Source organism: Aureimonas glaciei (genome assembly GCF_014643375.1).
Taxonomy (GTDB): domain Bacteria; phylum Pseudomonadota; class Alphaproteobacteria; order Rhizobiales; family Rhizobiaceae; genus Plantimonas; species Plantimonas glaciei.
This window is the reverse complement of sequence record NZ_BMJJ01000009.1, coordinates 1-16,079: the sequence shown is the minus strand read 5'-3', so window position 1 is coordinate 16,079 and position 16,079 is coordinate 1. Positions and strand designations below refer to the sequence as shown.

General features: G+C 62.6%; 19 protein-coding genes. 5 read left to right on the top strand and 14 right to left on the bottom strand.

Annotated features, from left to right (window positions below):
* Positions 1–767 precede the first annotated feature (767 nt).
* From IEX88_RS17355 to IEX88_RS17330, 6 genes are all read right to left on the bottom strand, one after another.
* Positions 768–962 (bottom strand): hypothetical protein, encoded by a 195-nt coding sequence (locus tag IEX88_RS17355; protein WP_188853092.1) that lies wholly within the window; start codon positions 960–962, stop codon positions 768–770.
* A gap of 198 nt (positions 963–1,160) precedes the next feature.
* Positions 1,161–1,472 carry a hypothetical protein gene (locus IEX88_RS17350; RefSeq protein ID WP_188853091.1) on the bottom strand — a complete coding sequence of 104 codons (312 nt, stop codon included), beginning with the start codon at positions 1,470–1,472 and terminating at the stop codon, positions 1,161–1,163.
* Positions 1,469–1,789 carry a hypothetical protein gene (locus tag IEX88_RS17345; RefSeq protein ID WP_188853090.1) on the bottom strand — a complete coding sequence of 107 codons (321 nt, stop codon included), beginning with the start codon at positions 1,787–1,789 and terminating at the stop codon, positions 1,469–1,471. Before IEX88_RS17345 ends, IEX88_RS17350 begins: the two co-directional genes overlap by 4 nt.
* A gap of 117 nt (positions 1,790–1,906) precedes the next feature.
* Positions 1,907–2,083, bottom strand: a complete 177-nt coding sequence (locus IEX88_RS17340) for a hypothetical protein (protein WP_188853089.1) — start codon at positions 2,081–2,083, stop codon at positions 1,907–1,909.
* Between the two features lie 90 nt (positions 2,084–2,173).
* Positions 2,174–2,320, bottom strand: a complete 147-nt coding sequence (locus tag IEX88_RS17335) for a hypothetical protein (RefSeq protein WP_188853088.1) — start codon at positions 2,318–2,320, stop codon at positions 2,174–2,176.
* Positions 2,321–2,391: 71 nt separating this feature from the next.
* Positions 2,392–2,865, bottom strand: coding sequence for a hypothetical protein (locus IEX88_RS17330; RefSeq protein WP_188853086.1), 474 nt, complete (start codon positions 2,863–2,865; stop codon positions 2,392–2,394).
* 99 nt (positions 2,866–2,964) lie between these two features.
* Here IEX88_RS17330 and IEX88_RS17325 point away from each other — a divergent pair, with 99 nt between their 5' ends.
* The gene (locus IEX88_RS17325) at positions 2,965–3,702 is read left to right on the top strand and encodes a hypothetical protein (RefSeq protein WP_188853084.1); all 738 of its coding nucleotides are present in this window, start codon (positions 2,965–2,967) and stop codon (positions 3,700–3,702) included.
* Positions 3,703–3,879: 177 nt separating this feature from the next.
* Here IEX88_RS17325 and IEX88_RS17320 read toward each other — a convergent pair whose 3' ends face one another.
* The 6 genes from IEX88_RS17320 to IEX88_RS17295 all read right to left on the bottom strand — a co-directional run bounded on the left by IEX88_RS17320 (position 3,880) and on the right by IEX88_RS17295 (position 11,480).
* Entirely contained in the window at positions 3,880–4,083 is a 204-nt protein-coding gene (locus IEX88_RS17320; protein WP_188853082.1) for a hypothetical protein, read from the bottom strand.
* A 1,647-nt stretch (positions 4,084–5,730) separates the two neighbouring features.
* Complete coding sequence (locus tag IEX88_RS17315) at positions 5,731–6,495, bottom strand: iron ABC transporter ATP-binding protein (protein WP_188853080.1); 765 nt, start codon at positions 6,493–6,495, stop codon at positions 5,731–5,733.
* Entirely contained in the window at positions 6,492–7,454 is a 963-nt protein-coding gene (locus tag IEX88_RS17310; protein ID WP_244640288.1) for an iron chelate uptake ABC transporter family permease subunit, read from the bottom strand. The genes IEX88_RS17315 and IEX88_RS17310 overlap by 4 nt, the downstream gene beginning before the upstream one ends.
* A complete protein-coding gene (locus IEX88_RS17305) occupies positions 7,444–8,505 on the bottom strand; it encodes an ABC transporter permease (RefSeq protein ID WP_188853078.1) in 1,062 nt (353 codons plus the stop codon). The genes IEX88_RS17310 and IEX88_RS17305 overlap by 11 nt, the downstream gene beginning before the upstream one ends.
* Positions 8,505–9,440: a siderophore ABC transporter substrate-binding protein gene (locus IEX88_RS17300; protein ID WP_188853076.1), complete on the bottom strand. Its 936-nt coding sequence runs from the start codon at positions 9,438–9,440 to the stop codon at positions 8,505–8,507. Before IEX88_RS17300 ends, IEX88_RS17305 begins: the two co-directional genes overlap by 1 nt.
* 54 nt (positions 9,441–9,494) lie before the next feature.
* A complete protein-coding gene (locus IEX88_RS17295) occupies positions 9,495–11,480 on the bottom strand; it encodes a TonB-dependent receptor domain-containing protein (protein ID WP_244640287.1) in 1,986 nt (661 codons plus the stop codon).
* Positions 11,481–11,914: 434 nt separating this feature from the next.
* Between IEX88_RS17295 and IEX88_RS17290 the strand changes: the two genes are divergently transcribed.
* Positions 11,915–12,751 (top strand): EAL domain-containing protein, encoded by an 837-nt coding sequence (locus IEX88_RS17290; RefSeq protein WP_188853074.1) that lies wholly within the window; start codon positions 11,915–11,917, stop codon positions 12,749–12,751.
* Positions 12,752–13,023: 272 nt separating this feature from the next.
* Entirely contained in the window at positions 13,024–13,515 is a 492-nt protein-coding gene (locus IEX88_RS17285; protein ID WP_188853072.1) for a YciE/YciF ferroxidase family protein, read from the top strand.
* Between the two features lie 155 nt (positions 13,516–13,670).
* On the opposite strand, the gene IEX88_RS17280 is transcribed toward IEX88_RS17285, so the two are convergent.
* A complete protein-coding gene (locus tag IEX88_RS17280; RefSeq protein ID WP_188853070.1) occupies positions 13,671–14,420 on the bottom strand; it encodes an ATP-dependent Clp protease proteolytic subunit in 750 nt (249 codons plus the stop codon).
* Positions 14,421–14,711: 291 nt separating this feature from the next.
* Here IEX88_RS17280 and IEX88_RS17275 point away from each other — a divergent pair, with 291 nt between their 5' ends.
* Positions 14,712–15,254 (top strand): DUF1003 domain-containing protein, encoded by a 543-nt coding sequence (locus tag IEX88_RS17275; protein ID WP_188853068.1) that lies wholly within the window; start codon positions 14,712–14,714, stop codon positions 15,252–15,254.
* A 53-nt stretch (positions 15,255–15,307) separates the two neighbouring features.
* On the opposite strand, the gene IEX88_RS17270 is transcribed toward IEX88_RS17275, so the two are convergent.
* Positions 15,308–15,502: a hypothetical protein gene (locus IEX88_RS17270; protein WP_188853066.1), complete on the bottom strand. Its 195-nt coding sequence runs from the start codon at positions 15,500–15,502 to the stop codon at positions 15,308–15,310.
* 89 nt (positions 15,503–15,591) lie between these two features.
* Here IEX88_RS17270 and IEX88_RS17265 point away from each other — a divergent pair, with 89 nt between their 5' ends.
* The gene (locus IEX88_RS17265) at positions 15,592–15,768 is read left to right on the top strand and encodes a DUF2934 domain-containing protein (RefSeq protein ID WP_188853064.1); all 177 of its coding nucleotides are present in this window, start codon (positions 15,592–15,594) and stop codon (positions 15,766–15,768) included.
* Positions 15,769–16,079: the final 311 nt, after the last annotated feature.

The following is a 16,079-nucleotide window of genomic DNA, read 5'->3' as shown; positions in this document are numbered from 1 at the left end:
CGAGCGGTCAATCGACGCCTTGCCGGGCGACGGCGGCTCTCGTCGCCTTGGCTTCAAGCCTCTCCCTGCGCTAACGCGGTAGCAATGGCAGCCTCGGCTTCGGCTCGAACCCGGTCCCTCGCTATCTCGATGGGGATATCTTCCACCAAGCGGCCAGAGCGGCATGAAATTCGATCATGTCTCGCTCATTTTCGTAGACCTGATCCAGTCGCTGGATGTCGAGGTAGCGAAGAGGCATGCCCACATTCCAGATGGTGGCCCGCTAGGCGTATCGTGACCAACCTAAACTTCCCACGCAGCATCGGAAACCGTCTACGTCCGCCGATCTGAGATGATGCCTAACAGATGGTCGTGCGCGAGGTTGAGCAACGCGTCTGCGATGTCGCCCTCGGTCCACCCACCTGCCTCTACCTGGCGGACGAAATCCTGAAACGCAGGCCTGAGCACGAGCTGGCACTCCAGGGCGCGGCCGGGGTGGCCGGCGGCTATTCTGGGAGATGGGACGTCCATTTCTGATCCTTGTCCCCTGGGCTAACGACGAGGCCGATATCCCGGCTGTTGCACCCGGCGCATTTCAGTTCCCATCGCTGGTCGATACAACATCGACCCCGACCCCAGAGCTCGATCGCCCGGTTCAGGTTCAGAGCGAGTGGTCCGCCGCAGCGGGTGCAGAAGAACGTCAACTTGTCGCCGAGATCCTGCAGATCGCCGAGGGTGCTGATGGATAGGTGGCCGGTGACGAGATCACGGGGCATGGCCGGCCCAGTCTATCGAATGGCCGCGACAACTTTCCGGAGATGGAGCCTGCCAAGATTGGTCAAGGCAAAGGCAACGTCGCTGCGCCCCCAACCGGCTACCTCGGCGCGCTCGGCAAGATCCTCAAACGCAGGCTCCAACGCGACTTGGCATTCGATTGCCCGATCGAGATAGACCTTTTTAGTCGTTGGTGCTGTGATGCTCATGGCAGATCCTCGATCGCCTAATGAACGGGCGCCGGTAAATCTTAAAGGCGCACTTGCTAGACACGGTAGCTTCGTCACGTGCCCAGGTCGTTCAGCGCCTCGATCTCGGCGTCGCTCAATTCCAGATAGTGCGCTCAGTCGCGAAGTTCGTCCAGCTTGGAATGCAGGCGGGAGATATCGCTTTATCGGGTCACTGTACTACCATCCTCCGTCCGCCACGAACGCCCTCGCCGACTTCTTCATCCCGCGTCCCAGCACTGTCACGACCGCTCCCTGCTCGACCACCAGCGTCCGATCCGCCGACCTGATCGCCGTGATCCCGCTCGCCAGCCACCGTTCCAACCGCACGGGCAGCATCTCCCGCCGAACCTCGACATCGGACGTGCGAAGCATCGCGCATGCCCAACCGATGCATCGGGCCTCGTTCCAGGACTCGGGGCAAGCGGTGAAGTCCACGCCGCGGACCCGCTCGAGGTAGCGGTAGAGGGCGTGCTCGGTGACCGGGCTCACGACGCCGGACCGATCTGCGGTGGCGGCGTCGGGATGACGAGCGCGGGTATCTGGATGCCGGCCGCCCGTATCAGGCCTTCGAGGGCGGCGATGTGGCGCATGTACCCCGAGATCGTCCTCAGGTACTCGAGCTGCTGATCCTGATTCCGCACCTCGGTCCGGAGCGCACTCAGCTGGTCCTGCATGACGCGTTCCCATCTGATCCGCTCGGTATCGACTTTCAGTTCGTGGCGGACTCGCTCGGCTTCCAGACGCGTGCGGTCGTCCTCCTGCCTGCGCTCAAGGTTGGCCTGCTTCCCGGAGACGCGGTCGAGCATGTATCGGAGCGCCGCTCCGAACAGCCCCCCAACGCAGTAATTGCAATAATGATCTCGGTGAGAGACGCTTCCATGGTGTTCCTCTCACCGATCGCCGATGCGGTCGGAAATGGCGTTTCAGGATGCATCGCCTTCGAGCGCCGCGGTCCTGATTTCGAGCACCTCGACGATGCCGACGAGGCGACCCAGCAGCTCCTTGGTCACCCCTTCTTTTCGCAACGAGGCGTCGATCATCCGGCGGAGCTGGGCGACCTCGCCCTCGAGAGTCGCGATCTTGCAGTTCTCGTCGCTCATGGGTTTTTTTCCTCGTTGATCGCGATATCCGCCTCGACGATGCCGCTGACCACGAATTTCGTGTCGATGGTCGCAATGGTGCCAATGAAGTCATTGCCCTTTCAGAACATCGCGCCACGCCGCGTCCGTCCCGTGTTGCCCGAACCGCGTAGCCAGGGCCGCCTCGGCGAAATCTGCGTTCCCGTCTTCCGCGACGAGCTTCGCGTGGAAGACGAGCTGGCCCGGCGTCATCTCCATCGCGCCGGCGTGTCCCTTGCCGACGAGCCGGGCCGCGATCTTGACGAAGAGGACCTGGAACGACGCCCAGGTCAGGCCGATTCGGCCGTCTTCGCCGCTGCCGGCTTCAACCCCAGCTTCTCCGCGAGAACGCGGAACCGGTCGAAAAAATCGACTACGCCCCTCGGCATGGTGAGCTCGACGACCGACGTCAGGAGCAGCACCAGGTCGTCGTCCGACAACTCAAGAACGGCGGCCACGACGTTCTTGTCGCCGGCCTTGCCCATGCCGGCGGCAACGACGGTAGAGATCGCTTCGGGGCCGGTGTCGAGCAGGGCTTCGATCAGCTGCCTGGCCGTGGACGCCTCGTCGATGTCGTCGCCGGCGCCGATGAGGGAGAGCAGAACGCTGCGGATGTTCGGAAATTTCTGAAGGACGGCGATGAAGTGCATCATCGAGATTCCGCGGATCAGGATCTCGCCGCCGGCAATTGTCACGGGCTCGCTCGGGTTGACGGCGGATGCGACCAAGGCGTCGAGGGCGGTCTTTGCGGTGTCGTCGGACATGGGGGCTTTCCGGAGTAGTGGAATTCCGGTTACGCTGCCTCAGCTCGGGCGCCGAAAAGGAGGCACCCGGGCGTCATTCGACCGAAAGCTTCCGAAAAAATGGATTCCGAGAGCGACAGAACGCTTCTGGCGAGCCTGAAGATCAGCGATGCCGGTCCTCAGACACGTGCGGAAGAATTGGTGCGGCGGGCGCTGGAGAAGGATTCCGGTTCGTCCGCACGAAAGATGTTTTTGGAGAAGGCCGCGGAGCTCGGTTCTGGAGAGGCGCTTCTGGTCATGGGGTTCGACACCTGGTCGCCGCCGAGCGGCATCGACGAGGACGCCGAAGTTCCGGACGATCGCGACAAGTCCCAAGCTCTCGGGCTGTTCAAGGGAGCAATCCTAGCCGGCTGCCACTATGGCTGGGGCGCCATCGCGATGTTGCTCGATGCGTCCGGCGAGAGCGATCGGGCCGAGACCATCTGGCGACGCTGGCTGTCGGGAATGGTCGAGGAAGAGGAAAGCTCCAGGGACGGCATCGAAACGCCGATGTTCCTGTTCGAGCTGTGCGGCTCGCCGAATTTCGAGAAGATTCTGGCGGAAGCTGCCCCCTTCGCGGCTTCGGCCACGACGCTCACGTCGATCGACGAGCGCATCGAAAGTACGGAGCAGTCGGCCAAGAAGGCCGGGGAGCCTCTGCTCGATCCTCGGGACTACGGCAAGATCGGCGCCGAGACGGGCAGGGACGTCGACGAGGTGTTGGCGGAGGAATTCGCCGGAAGGCTGCTATCGTCGGAGAGGTGCAGAGCCGAGGCCGCGAGACTGAAGAAGCTCGCGGCCTGGCTCCGTTCCTACTAGGCGGCGATGGCAGGGATGTCCGTCGCTTGGCCATACGCGAACGCGGACGGCTTGTTCGCGACGGCATAGACTTTCTCGTTGACCGTCACCGTGGCCCGATCGGACAAGTTCGCACCCAGCCCGACTTCGCTGTCGCCCGTCAGGCCGACATCCAGAACTCCACCAATTGCTACTGGATCAGTGATTGGGTTCGATTAAGGCGGTCGCGTCGCCCTCGATGGTGCAAAAACGGATCTCGAAATCCAGCGCCAAGCCCACGTGAATGCCGTCCTCGGACTCGTCGTCGACGTCCTGAACGCCGCTGCCGGAATAGAGCCGGACATCGTCAATCGGCAGCACGTCCCAGCCGGCCAGCACCCTCTCGGCCTCACCGGCCAGCATCGTCAGCCCGGTCGCGTAGTCCGCTCGGCGCAGCGAGCGTTGGCCTTGCTGCCTGTGGTGACGACGATGATCGAGATGACACCGAGACGCAGGACCAGAGGGAGGGAAACGATGAGGACGATGACTAAGTTCGTGCCCCGGTTGGGGCTGAGAGCTTCCGGCTACGGCTCGGCCGCACCACACTCGCGGGGACGTGGATCCCAAAGTCCAAGGCGTGACGGTAATAGAAAGGAATCGAGGTGCCAAGTGACGAGATACTCGGCATGGGCTGCCTCCACGTCGTCAGCGGACCGATCGGCTGCAAGATAGAGGTAGCTGGAGGAAGACGCCTCTGATGGCCTCGCGGAGCATGCTGACAAGATCCTCTCGAAGTGATGCATCACCAGCTGAAGATGGCACACGTGAAGGCGACGCGGACATCCGCACCAACGTCTATACCGTCCGGTCGTGAGAAGGGGCAGCGTCCCCAACACAATCCTAAGACGGTAGGCGCCTGCAATTTTGCGCAATGCGGGGGGGGTAATCACCTGAAAGCGTCGATCAGTCTTTATTTCCCGTTTACTATAATTACTATCAGGCTTTGACATCCAGGGATGGGATCTAGTAGTCGCTTTGTTCGCCGCCGCACGGGTGGCTAAGAGAGAGAAGACGGTTGGGCTTGTCCCGTGTCTAGCTTCTCGGACGATGAGCTTTGGCTCGGAGTTCAGTGTCGCCGCCGAATGGGTGGTTTCGAAGGCTCACTTCCCGCAACGGAAGTGGGCCTTCATCTTTTCTCGTCTTTTCAAATTGTCGTATGCCACTTAACCGGCGGCGACGAGTTCGGGATCATCTTTGATTTCTCGCTGGAGCGCGCTGAAGATGCGGTCTGACGTTTTCAATTATTGGCTGACGAGGTTTGCGTGCGCGTATGCATCGACGATCTGGATCTATACGTTGGCGCTGCTATTGGCGTTGCCACGTTCGCAGGTCTCACGATCCCGCACCGACTGATGGTAGCCGCGGACAAGCTGATGTATTGCGCGAAAGCGACAAATGAACGGATATCCGTGCGAGCCGCAGCCTGAAGCATTTCTCCACAACGTCGTCGGCATCTTCCTGCGCTGGCGGCAACCGCGAGGACCGCCGCCGCGATCATCGCCCAACCGGGAGGGCTCGCCATGACCCGGCATGGCACGGCACTCCCATCCGCCCGAGACCATATGCTCCGGGGCGCAATCCCGTGCGGCCCCGTGACGGGAGAATGCGTCCGACGGCGTTCTCCCGCCGCGTCCTCGCCCGTCTCAACGACGTCGCCGCCTTCCCAATGGCACGGGCATGATCGGCATTGCGCGCCAGCCGGCGGAGACCGCACCTTGCTCCTGCATCGCCGTCAGGTGAAAACCCCATAGACCACCGACCGGCATCCCGCGGGTTCGTTCTTCCGCGACTTTCGTACGCCTCGCGGCGCCCGAAACTCTTCAGGATTGCGGTCTGTCGGCTTTCAGGCGAGCTATGGGCACATGCTGCCGATCTCCGGAAAGCTCTGCCGACGATGCCGAAGCCGCGGGCTTCCAGGTCGTCGAGCAGACCAGACCGTCGGAGGTTCCTTCGATCACGGTACTGTCGCCCGATACGCCGGGCTGAAGAACACATTGTCCTCTCCACATCCTACGGCACACGGTAGAACACGGCGATGCGGCGGCTGTCGATCTCGTGGATCACGATCGGCAGATCGTAGATCTCCGAGAGAACCGACGTCTGCATGATCTCGGCAGGGTCGCCTTGCTTGCAAACCTTACCGGCCCGCATGGCGACGATGTGGGTGGCATAGCAGGACGCGAAATTGATGTCGTGCAGGACGAGAACAATGGTCTTGCCGAAGTCACGGGCAGCCCGCTCGAGAAGGCGCATCATCTCCACGGCATGTTTCATGTCGAGGCTCGCCAGGGGCTCGTCGAGCAGCACGTAGTCGGTGTCCTGGGCGAGAACCATGGCGACATGCGCCCGTTGACGCTGGCCGCCCGACAACTGGTCGAGGAAGCGGTGCTCGAGGGTGCCAAGGTTGAGATAGGAGATCGCCTCGTCGATGTGGCGCTTGTCCTCCAGCGTCGGCCGGCCCTTGCTGTGCGGGTAGCGTCCGAAGCTGACGAGATCGCGGACCGTCAGGCGCGCCGCGATGTGGTTCTCCTGTCGCAGGATCGCCAGCCGCTTGGCCAATACACCGTTCGGCGTCGTGGCGATGTCGAGCCCGTCGACGTGGACGCGACCGGCATCCATCGGCAGGAGGCGGCTCACCATCGACAGAAGTGTCGACTTGCCAGCGCCGTTCGGTCCGATGATTGCCGTGATGCCGCCCGCGGGCAGGGACAGCGAGACGCCATCCACCACCAGCGCGCCGCCGTAGTACTTGCTGACGTTGTCGATGGCGATCATCGGACCTTCCCCTTCAAGAGCAGCCAGATGAACATCAGCCCGCCGGCGAACTCGATGACGATGCCCAGCGCCGTGCCGAGCGCGAACACCCGCTCCAGCACAAGTTGCCCGGCCAGGAGAGTGACGGCGCCCAGAAGCGAAGCCACCGGCAAGAGGTGACGGTGCTTCTCCGACCCCGTGATCTGGTAGGCGATGCTGACCACCAGCAGGCCGAAGAAGGTGACCGGTCCGACCAGCGCCGTCGAGACCGATACGAGGATCGCCACGAGAACGAGGACGAGCGCCACCATGCGGCGGTGCTCGACGCCGAGGTTGATGGTCGCCTCTCGTCCGAGCGCCAGCACGTCGAGCACGTGCCGCATCCGCCAGACCAGGACGAGCACGAGGCCGACGGCGATGGCCGATATCGCCAGCAGTTCCTGGTCGACGCTGTTGAAATTGGCGAAGAGCGCGTCCTGGAGGACGACGAAGTCGTTGGGATCGATGATCCGCGCCAGGAAACCCGACAGGCTGCGAAACAGGAGGCCGAAGACGATGCCGACCAGGACGAGAAGATGCAGGTCGCGGACGCTTCCCGAGAACAGGGCGCGGAAGAGCAGGAGGGAGAAGCCGACCATCGCCGCAATTTCGAGCACGAACAGCCAGCGCGGTCCGAGGAGAGTGAGGCCCGCCGCCCCGGCAAGAAAGACGAGGCAGGTCTGGATCAGGACGTAGAGCTGGTCGAGCCCCATGATCGACGGGGTGAGGATGCGGTTCGCGGTCACCGTCTGGAACAGGAGCGTCGAGACCGCGATGGCGGTGCCGACGAGGATCATGGCCGCCACCTTGGTGCCTCGAAAGGGCAGCACGAAGCTCCAACTCCCGTTGGCGCCGATCGTCATGAATAGGGCGACGACGACGAGGCCGGCTAGGGCCAGCAGGGTTATGCGCAGGGACGGCGACAGCGACCTAGGCGGCACGGGCCTGTTTCCGCAGGAGGAGGTAAAGGAACAGGCCGCTGCCGATGATGCCCATCACCGTGCCGATCGGGATCTCGTAGGGATAGCGCACCAGCCGCCCGAGGATGTCGCAGGCGAGAACGAAGCCGGCGCCGAGAAGGGCGACGAAGGGAAGCGACCGCCTGACATTGTCGCCCATGATAAGGCTGACGACGTTCGGCACGATCAGCCCGAGGAACGGAATGCTGCCGACGCTGACGACCACGACGGCCGTGACCATGGCGACGATGACGAGACCCAGCGCCAGCACCTTGCGATAGTTTAGGCCGAGACTGGTGGCAAAGTCCTCGCCAAGGCCGGCGACGGTGAAGCGGTCGGCGGCGACATAGGCGAGGCCGGTCAGCGCGAAGGCGATCCACAACAGCTCGTAGCGGCCGCGGAGCACGCCGGAGAAGTCGCCCGTCGTCCAGGCGCCGAGCGACTGCATCATGTCGAAGTGATAGGCGAAGAAACTCACCACGGCACTGATGACGCCACCCAGCATCAGACCGACCAGCGGCACGACGAGGGACGAGCGGTGCGGAAGCCGTCGGAGGATGGCAAGGAACAGCCCGGTTCCGGCAAGCGCGAAAAGGGCGGCGACCAGCATCTTGGCGATGACCGGCAGGCCGGGTGCGAGCAGGCTGACCACGAGGATGCCGAGCGTTGCCGACTCCACCGTGCCGGCGGTGGATGGCTCGACGAAGCGGTTGCGGGCGAGCATCTGCATCAGGAGGCCGGCGATCGCCATGCCGCTTCCGGCCAGCACCAGCGCGAGCGTGCGTGGCAACCGGCTGACGAGCAGGAGATGCAGCGACGCCGCGGCGTCACCGCCGGACAGGAGCGCCGCGGGCGAAAAGTCGGAGACGCCGATGAGAAGGCTGACCAATCCCAGCAGGAGAACGCAGAGAAAGCCGCCGCCAAGCCAAAAACGGCGCGTTGCAGAACGGCTCGACCCGGAAAGGCCGGCGGGACGGGGCTCGGGCCTTTCCGGGTCGATGACAGGGGCGAGCTGTGTCTTGCGCAGTGGCATCAGGCCTTGGTCAGCGCTTCACTGATCTGGTCCACGATCATCTGCATGGTCGTCAGACCGCCGCCGACGAGATACCAGCTTGCAGCATCGAGATACACGACCTGCCCGCTCTTCCAGGCCTTGGTCTGCCCGACCAGGTCATTGTCCAGCAACTTCGAAGCTGCCTCGCCCTCGCGTCCGATCGCAGCATCGCGGTCGAGCACGAACAACCAGTCGGGATCGGTCTTCTGGATAAACTCGAAGGAGATGGACTGGCCGTGATTGCCCGGCGTGAGATCGGCGACCGCCGGCGTCACGCCGAACTCGTCATGCAACATGCCGAAGCGGGAACCCGGTCCATAGGCACTCATCTTGCCACCGGTGGTCAGAACGATCAACCCGGTCCCGGCACTGGCCGATTTTCCTTTGAGCTCGGCGATCGAGGCATCGAGCTTGGCGAGCCGTTCAGAGACCTCGGTCTGCTTCCCGAAAATCCGGCCCAGTGTCTCGGCATTGCGTTTCATGCTGGCGAGATAGTTCTTCGGATCGACCGTCAGGTCGATCGTCGGCGCCATCTTGGCGACCTCGGCGTATTTCGAGCCGGAGCGCCCACCGACGATGACGAGGTCGGGTTCGGCGGCGTTCAAAGCCTCATAGTCGGGCTCGAACAAGGAGCCCACTTTGGCATAGTCCGAGCCCGCATACCTGGCCAGGACCGGCGGTTTTGGTCCGGCGGGTACGCCGGCGACGGCGACACCGAGCGTCGACAGCGTATCCAGCGAAGCGAGATCGAACACGATCACCTTCTCCGGCCTTGCCGCGAGGTCCGTGTCGCCCTTGGCGTGGGCAATGGACATCGGGCCATCCGCCTGCGCCCAAGCGGGCAGTGGGGTGGCGGCGAAGACGGCTGCGATCGCTGCAAACAGCGTGTTTCGTATGTTGCGGTGGGTCGACATGGGGATCCTTCGGGGATTTGTCGTGGGCTCACATGCCCGGGACGATCAGGACGGTTAGAAGCTGGCGTTGAGGCTCGCCCAGAAGCGGCGGCCTTCCACTACGGTGTTGTAGTCGTCCGGCATGACCTCCTTGTCGAAGAGGTTGTAGACCGCACCGTTCAGCTTGAGGTTCTCGCTGATCTCGTAGCTTGCCCCGAGATCGGCGGTGAAATAGCCGTCGTAGCGCCGGGCCACGACCGCACCGGCATCGTTGTAGACGGGAGATCCGGACGTGCCGACCCGCAGGCCGGCATTGGTCTGCTCGCCTTCGTAGAAGCCCGCGGCGAAGGCGGTGAGTCCCTCGACCGGGGTGCGCCAGTCCACGCGAACGTTGGCGGCATGCTCCGGGGTCCGCGTCAGCGGGAAGCCTTCGTAGTCGCCGCTCTGCTGCTCGGAGTCGGTATAGGTGTAGCTGGCCAGCAGTGAGACGCTGTCGAGCGGGTCGAAACCAAGGGTCAGTTCGGCGCCGCGAATGACGGCCGAGTCGATATTGAATACGCGAAACAGGGTGTAGTTCGGATCGAGGTCCCAGCGGGCGAAGGAGCCGTCGGCGTTGAGGACGCGGTCGTTGTCGATCTTGTCCTGGAAGTCGGTGTAGAACAGCGTGGCGCCTGCCTTGAAGCCGGCGAGGTCGTCGTAAAGAACGGCAGCCTCGAAATTGGTCGACGTTTCCGGATCGAGTTCCTCGTTCGAGACGATCACGCCGCATGGGCTGCGACTGCCGAGCTGCGACGCAGGGCCGTAATAGCAGCCCCCGCCACCCGTCGTGTAAGCGTAGTCGGGCGCAATGGAGCGGATGTCCGGGGCACGGAAGCCGGTCGAGACGCCGCCCTTCACCGTCCAGTTCTCGGTCGGCCGATAAACGCCGTACAGCCGCGGCGACAGGTTCAGCTCGTAGATCTCGTGGTAGTCCATCCGGACGCCGCCGGTGAGCGTGAAAGTCTCGGTGATCGCCCAGGCATCCTCGGCGAACAGCGCGTACTGGTCGACGCCGAACTCTTCGTCCTCACCGGTGCGCCGACCGGGGTTCTGGTCGATCAGCTTGGAACCGAGATACTGCGCGCCAGTGGAGAGCGTATGCCCGCCCCATAGGTCGAAAGGCACCACCGTCTTGAAGTCGGCCACGGTGTTGATGACTTCGGGCGAACGGAGATCCTCGATGAAGCGGTCCCGGAGCGCGTCTTCGTTGTAGTTCGTGCGCTCGCCCCATTCGCGCTGCACCGAAGCGTTCACGGTGCCCCAATCGAACGTCCCGTCGTAGTTCGCCCGGACATGGTCCCGGTCGTTGTCGGTAACACGATCCAGCGTGCCCTCCGCCTGGGTGTGCTCGGAACTCACCGTCTTTTCCAGCCGGCTGATGCCGCCCTCTAGGAAGAAGCGGTGGTCAGTGGACGGAGCGAAGGTCAGGCGAGCGGTGAAGTCGCCATCTTTTGCCGCGGCATTGCCCGATGCGATCTCGTCCTCGCTCCGCTTGTAGGTCCGGCCCCAGACCTGGAGGCCGAGCATGTCGGATATCAGCGGCGTGCCGGCGTAGAACTGCGCCTGCGCGGAATTGCCGAAGCGGCTGTCACCCTGTGCGGTGCCTTCCAGCGTCAGCGATCCGGTCGGCGAGGCTGCGACGGCGCGGGTGATGATGTTGATGACGCCGCCGACGGCGTCGGAGCCGTACAGCGTCGAGGCCGGACCGCGCAGCACCTCGATGCGCTCGATGGCGTTGAGCGGCGGGATGAAGCTCTGCTCGAATCCGGCGGAGCCGTTCGGCCGGGAATCCCGCGTGGTCTGCCGCACGCCGTCGACCAGGATCAGCGTGTACTGACCGGGCAGGCCGCGGATGGAGATGTCCTTCTCCTGCGCGACGCCCGTCACCGAAACGCCCTGCACATTGCGCAGCGCGTCCGTGAGGTCGCGGAACTGACCCCGGTCGAGATCCTCCCGGGTGATGACGGAAACGCTCGCGGGAGCATCGGCGACGCTTTGCTCGAAGCCAGCGGCGGTCAACACGACCTCATCAAGAACGATGGCGTCGGTCTCGTCGAAGGGGGAGCCTGCCGCAGTGGTCTCATCTACGGGGGGCGCGTCAGTTGCTGCGGATTGAGCGATGGCGCTTCCACCCATCAAGGCCATCATCGAAACCGCTGCCAAAGCCACGCGGGCTCGCGATGCGTCTAATGCACTTCGTCTGGATGACATACGATCCCCTCAGAACGCTGGAATGAAAAGGAGATTCCGCTTGCACGACAACCCCGCCTCCCGGCCGTAGGAAACATGACAAAGCGTGTCAACTTCACATTGGCGTGAGTGCCGCCGCGAAAATCCCCGACGTCCAACACGACTTACGATTGGCTAGACCCGCTCGTGCAGGGCTAAGCTCGTCTTCAAGTCGACGCTGGTGCCCCGTTGAAACCTCGGACCGCGTCCCCACGGCGTTAACCGACATGCGGCAGGCATCGGTGATCCGGGGAGCGATGCTCTCTAACGCGAGGCAGGCGCTCAACGGTGACCGGGTGCTTCCCTTCTACCAGCCCAAACTCTGCCTGAAGACCGGGAAGGTCGGCGGCTTCGAAGCGCTCCTGCGCTGGCGCTCGCCGGAGGGCGAGATTCAGTCACCCGGCAGCATCGCCGCAGCATTCGAGGATGTTGAGCTCTCGACACGCATAACCAATCGTATGCTCGAGAGCATCATGCGCGACTGCTCGCGTTGGAAGAGCAAAGGAGTGGCCTACGGCCGGATTGCCTTCAATGCCTCGGCGCCCGACTTTCGGCAGGGCGACTTTGCCGAGCGTATGCTGGGCTACATTTCGGCGGCCGATCTCCTGCCGAGCCGTTTCGAACTCGAGGTCACAGAGTCGGTCTTCATCGGCCACAATGCGGAGAGGATCGTACGCATGCTCGGGACCCTTCGGGAAGGCGTGACGATCGCCCTGGACGACTTCGGCACGGGCTACGCCTCTCTCACCCACCTCCAGCAGTTTCCCGTCGACGTTTTGAAGATCGACCGGTCCTTCGTGTCCCCGATCGGAAGCGATGCCTGCTCGGGATCCGCAGTCGTGGACGCCGTGCTTCAGATGGCGCGCAGCCTTGGCATCACCACGGTGGCGGAAGGCGTGGAGACGCTTCAGCAGGCCGAGTATCTGCGCGCCCGGGGCTGCGACATCGGGCAGGGCTTCCTCTTCGGACGACCGTCCGGGGCAGGCCAGTTGCCGGATCTGTGCGGGCGCGGCGGCGGTTTGGGGTCACTCAGTTACCTGTCGGTAGCGGCGGCGACCGGCTAAATCTTGCGGCAGGCCAAAGGGAGTTCAGGGTTCGTCCGAAGACGTTTCTGCACCCGTCGCTCCGGTGCAGGGAGGTCCTGCCCACGGGTGGTGTTCGACAAGCACTGGGCCCAGATAGACGAGGCCATGGCAACCTGACGGTCCTTCAGGAACATTTCCCGTTGCGGGACGTCTCCAGTGTTCGACGACCAGCGAATGGCAGCTAGATCAACCCGTAGATGCTCTCGCTCCCGCCATTTTAGTCTCTCTCTCAGCACCGGAACGGAACGACCATGGTAGACAAGACCCTCAGCGACCTCTTCCTGCATCAGCTCAAGGACACGTACTTCGCGGAGAAAGCTATCCTGAAGGCGTTGCCGAAGATGATGGAAGCCGCGACATCGACGGACCTCAAGGCTGCCCTCGGCATACATCTTGATGAGACGAGCGGGCAGATCCAGCGCCTCGAGCAGGTCTTTGGCCTCGTCGATGCGAAGCCCGAAGGCGTGGAGTGCAAGGCGATCCTCGGCATCATCGGCGAGGGCGATGAAGTTATGGAGGAGTTCGCTGGCTCCGCTGCGCTCGACGCTGGCATCATCGCGGCGGCCCAGGCGGTGGAGCACTACGAGATCACGAGATACGGCACGCTCTACACCTGGGCCGTCCAACTCGGCCTTGAGGATGTAGCAGGTCTCCTGAAGGAGACGCTGATCGAGGAGGAGAATACCGACGACATCCTCTCCGATCTCGCCGAGACGTCGGTGAACGCAGAAGCTACCAACTGAAAAACGAAGGCCTGGGGGCGGCAGAGCCCGCGCCCAGGCCTCTACGAGCCGTCTCTCAATCAGGACTTGTCGTCTGCGGAAGCCAGTCCTCATCCGCCGGAACTCGTGGATCTCGAAAACCGTCAGGTGCTCGGGGAAGTGCGACGGAGGTTGCCTCACAGCGGAGGCCGCCCTTCCGTTCTCGGCACCGATCTCACGTTGCCGAGGTAAGTGACCTCGTCCTCGCCGGAATCCTCGGGGAATTGCCAGTGGTCTTGGCGCTGTCTACTCACGGAAACCTCCTGACCAGATGACGGCACAGATGGAATGACCGAGGCGATCAGCCCGAGTTCCTTGGCTTCGGCTGCAGTCAGGTAGAAATTGGCCACTGCACGCTCGAAGATCTCATCGGCAGAGAGCGTGCTTCCCTCTGCAAGCTCCGCGAACGTCTTTTTCTCGACCCGCATGGCAGTCTCCACGAGAGCGAGCTGCTCCTGCAGGATCTGGCGATTAGAGCCCATCGGCCCATCCAGCTGGATCGTCTTAGTCATTCGATGCTCATGGATGAGAAGGAGGGTGTCGTCCGTCATGGAGCGGCACGATCGCGGGAAGGCGGCCATGATCGTAATGCCGGCGGACATGACGTTCGTCTTCCCGATAAAGTGCGTCTCGCGCCGGTACAGCTGTCGGAAGAGCTTGATCTCCAGAGCGATCCGCAAAGCCGCGTCAGCGTCGCCGCCCTGCGTCGTCAGTTCCAGGACAATGCGAGCATCGCTTTTACGAATTTCCTCGATGCGCTCGAGGACATACCAGACGGTAGCGTCGCTGATAGAGCCGTAGATGCGGATGTTCGGCTCGACCAGCATCGACTGGTGGCTCGGCAACGCCGCCTCGCCAAAAGTTCCGGGCGCCAGGTGATCGTCCATCAAACATCCGATCCATTCAACTGGCGAACAGCGTTGGCTGCTGCTTCCGTTGAAGGAAGGTCGATTTCAATTTCGGGCATTGCTTCGTACTGCATTCTATGTTGCTCGTACAGCACTGAATACAACGGCGTCGCTGCTGTTCCTGAAATCGGAGATGGTGCAGCGAAAGGTACGAGATCGTCCAATGTTCAACATGAGCAAAATCAGTCGGTGAAACTTTATCTATGCTTCCGGCTTTAGCGTAAGCGAGATCACACCCGGTCCGCGACCCGTGCCTGAGGAGTGCGATCCTTGCCCGAACCTACTGTTCCTCCGCCCGGTCCAGAGGGCTTGTCAGCGTCTCTGCAGCGCAACATTACGGTTCTGAAGAAAAGACGTGAGGACGAAGCTGCTTCCGCAAGCCGGGAGGAGAAGGTGGCGGGGGCAATTACCTCCTTCACCGGCAGCATGCGCTTCGTGTACCTCCACCTTGTGCTCTACGGCTCCTGGATTTTGATCAATCTCGGCATTCTGCCGATCCTTCCGCCTTTCGACCCGTCTTTCGTCATCTTGGCGATGGCGGCGTCCGTAGAGGCTATCTTCCTGTCGACCTTCGTTCTCATCAGCCAGAACCAGACGGCGGCGGCGCAGGATAAGCGAGCCGATCTCGACCTTCAGATCAGCCTTCTTTCCGAACATGAGCTGACAAAGCTGACCGAGATGGTCGCCGCCATCCGAGACCATCTCGGCATCACCACGGACGTGGATGAGGAAGTGGAGGAAACCATGAACGATGTGGCGCCCGAGGCTGTTCTCGATGTCCTGAGCGAGGCCGAGCAACAGCGTTCGGCCTAAGCGTAATGTCCGGCGCGTATCCCTGATGCCTGTCCGCCATCTAGCTCAGGCTGTTACAGGCTCGGGTAGAACTTGCCGAGCTCGACGGGCGAAACATAGTCCGACACTGCCATCACGGCGTAGCGACCATCCGGGTCCTCTTTCCACCGGGCGATATGGTCCTCGGTGATATCGAGAGTCACATCCCCGCGGCAGATGGGGCCCGCGGTCTCGGTGAAGGTCACGTCTTTCCAGCTTACAGTCGACATTGCGGCTCGTCCTTGGTGCGCTAATTCAATGTTTAACATTAGGAGCTTAGGAAAGCTCGCTGCACTGCAGCAAAATTGGGGCGTGGGCGATGACGATTGATAACACGCCTAAAGTTCGCGACCGCGCATACCACCCGTGGGAGCAGACGGGTCGCCCGCAAGGCCGAGAGCACGAATTCTGGGCGCAGGCCTCTCAGGAAATTGAAGGCGAGCGGGAGCTGCAGCATCGCACGTCTGACGGAAGGCCAGCGGGCGGGGGCCGATAAGGGCGGAACAAGTTTGCTTGCACCGTTACGGCCAAATCTCGAGCGCGAAGACGGTACCAAGACAGCTATCAGCGTAACCCAGATTATGACGCCTACCATCCGCGTCGCACCGGGTTCTTCCCCGCTGTAATTGTCGTTGTCCGGCATACTGCCTCCTACGGACTGCTCGTAGTGGGCAGGCCGCTGAGCCACCCGATCTATGCCGTCTGTGCACGGCGGTGACAAACCAGGCCACAGGAGCGCCGGCATAACGCCGAGTGCGGCGGAGTAAAATCCGGCCAGTGGTTAGGCTGTTCTCTTTTGCAGAGGGC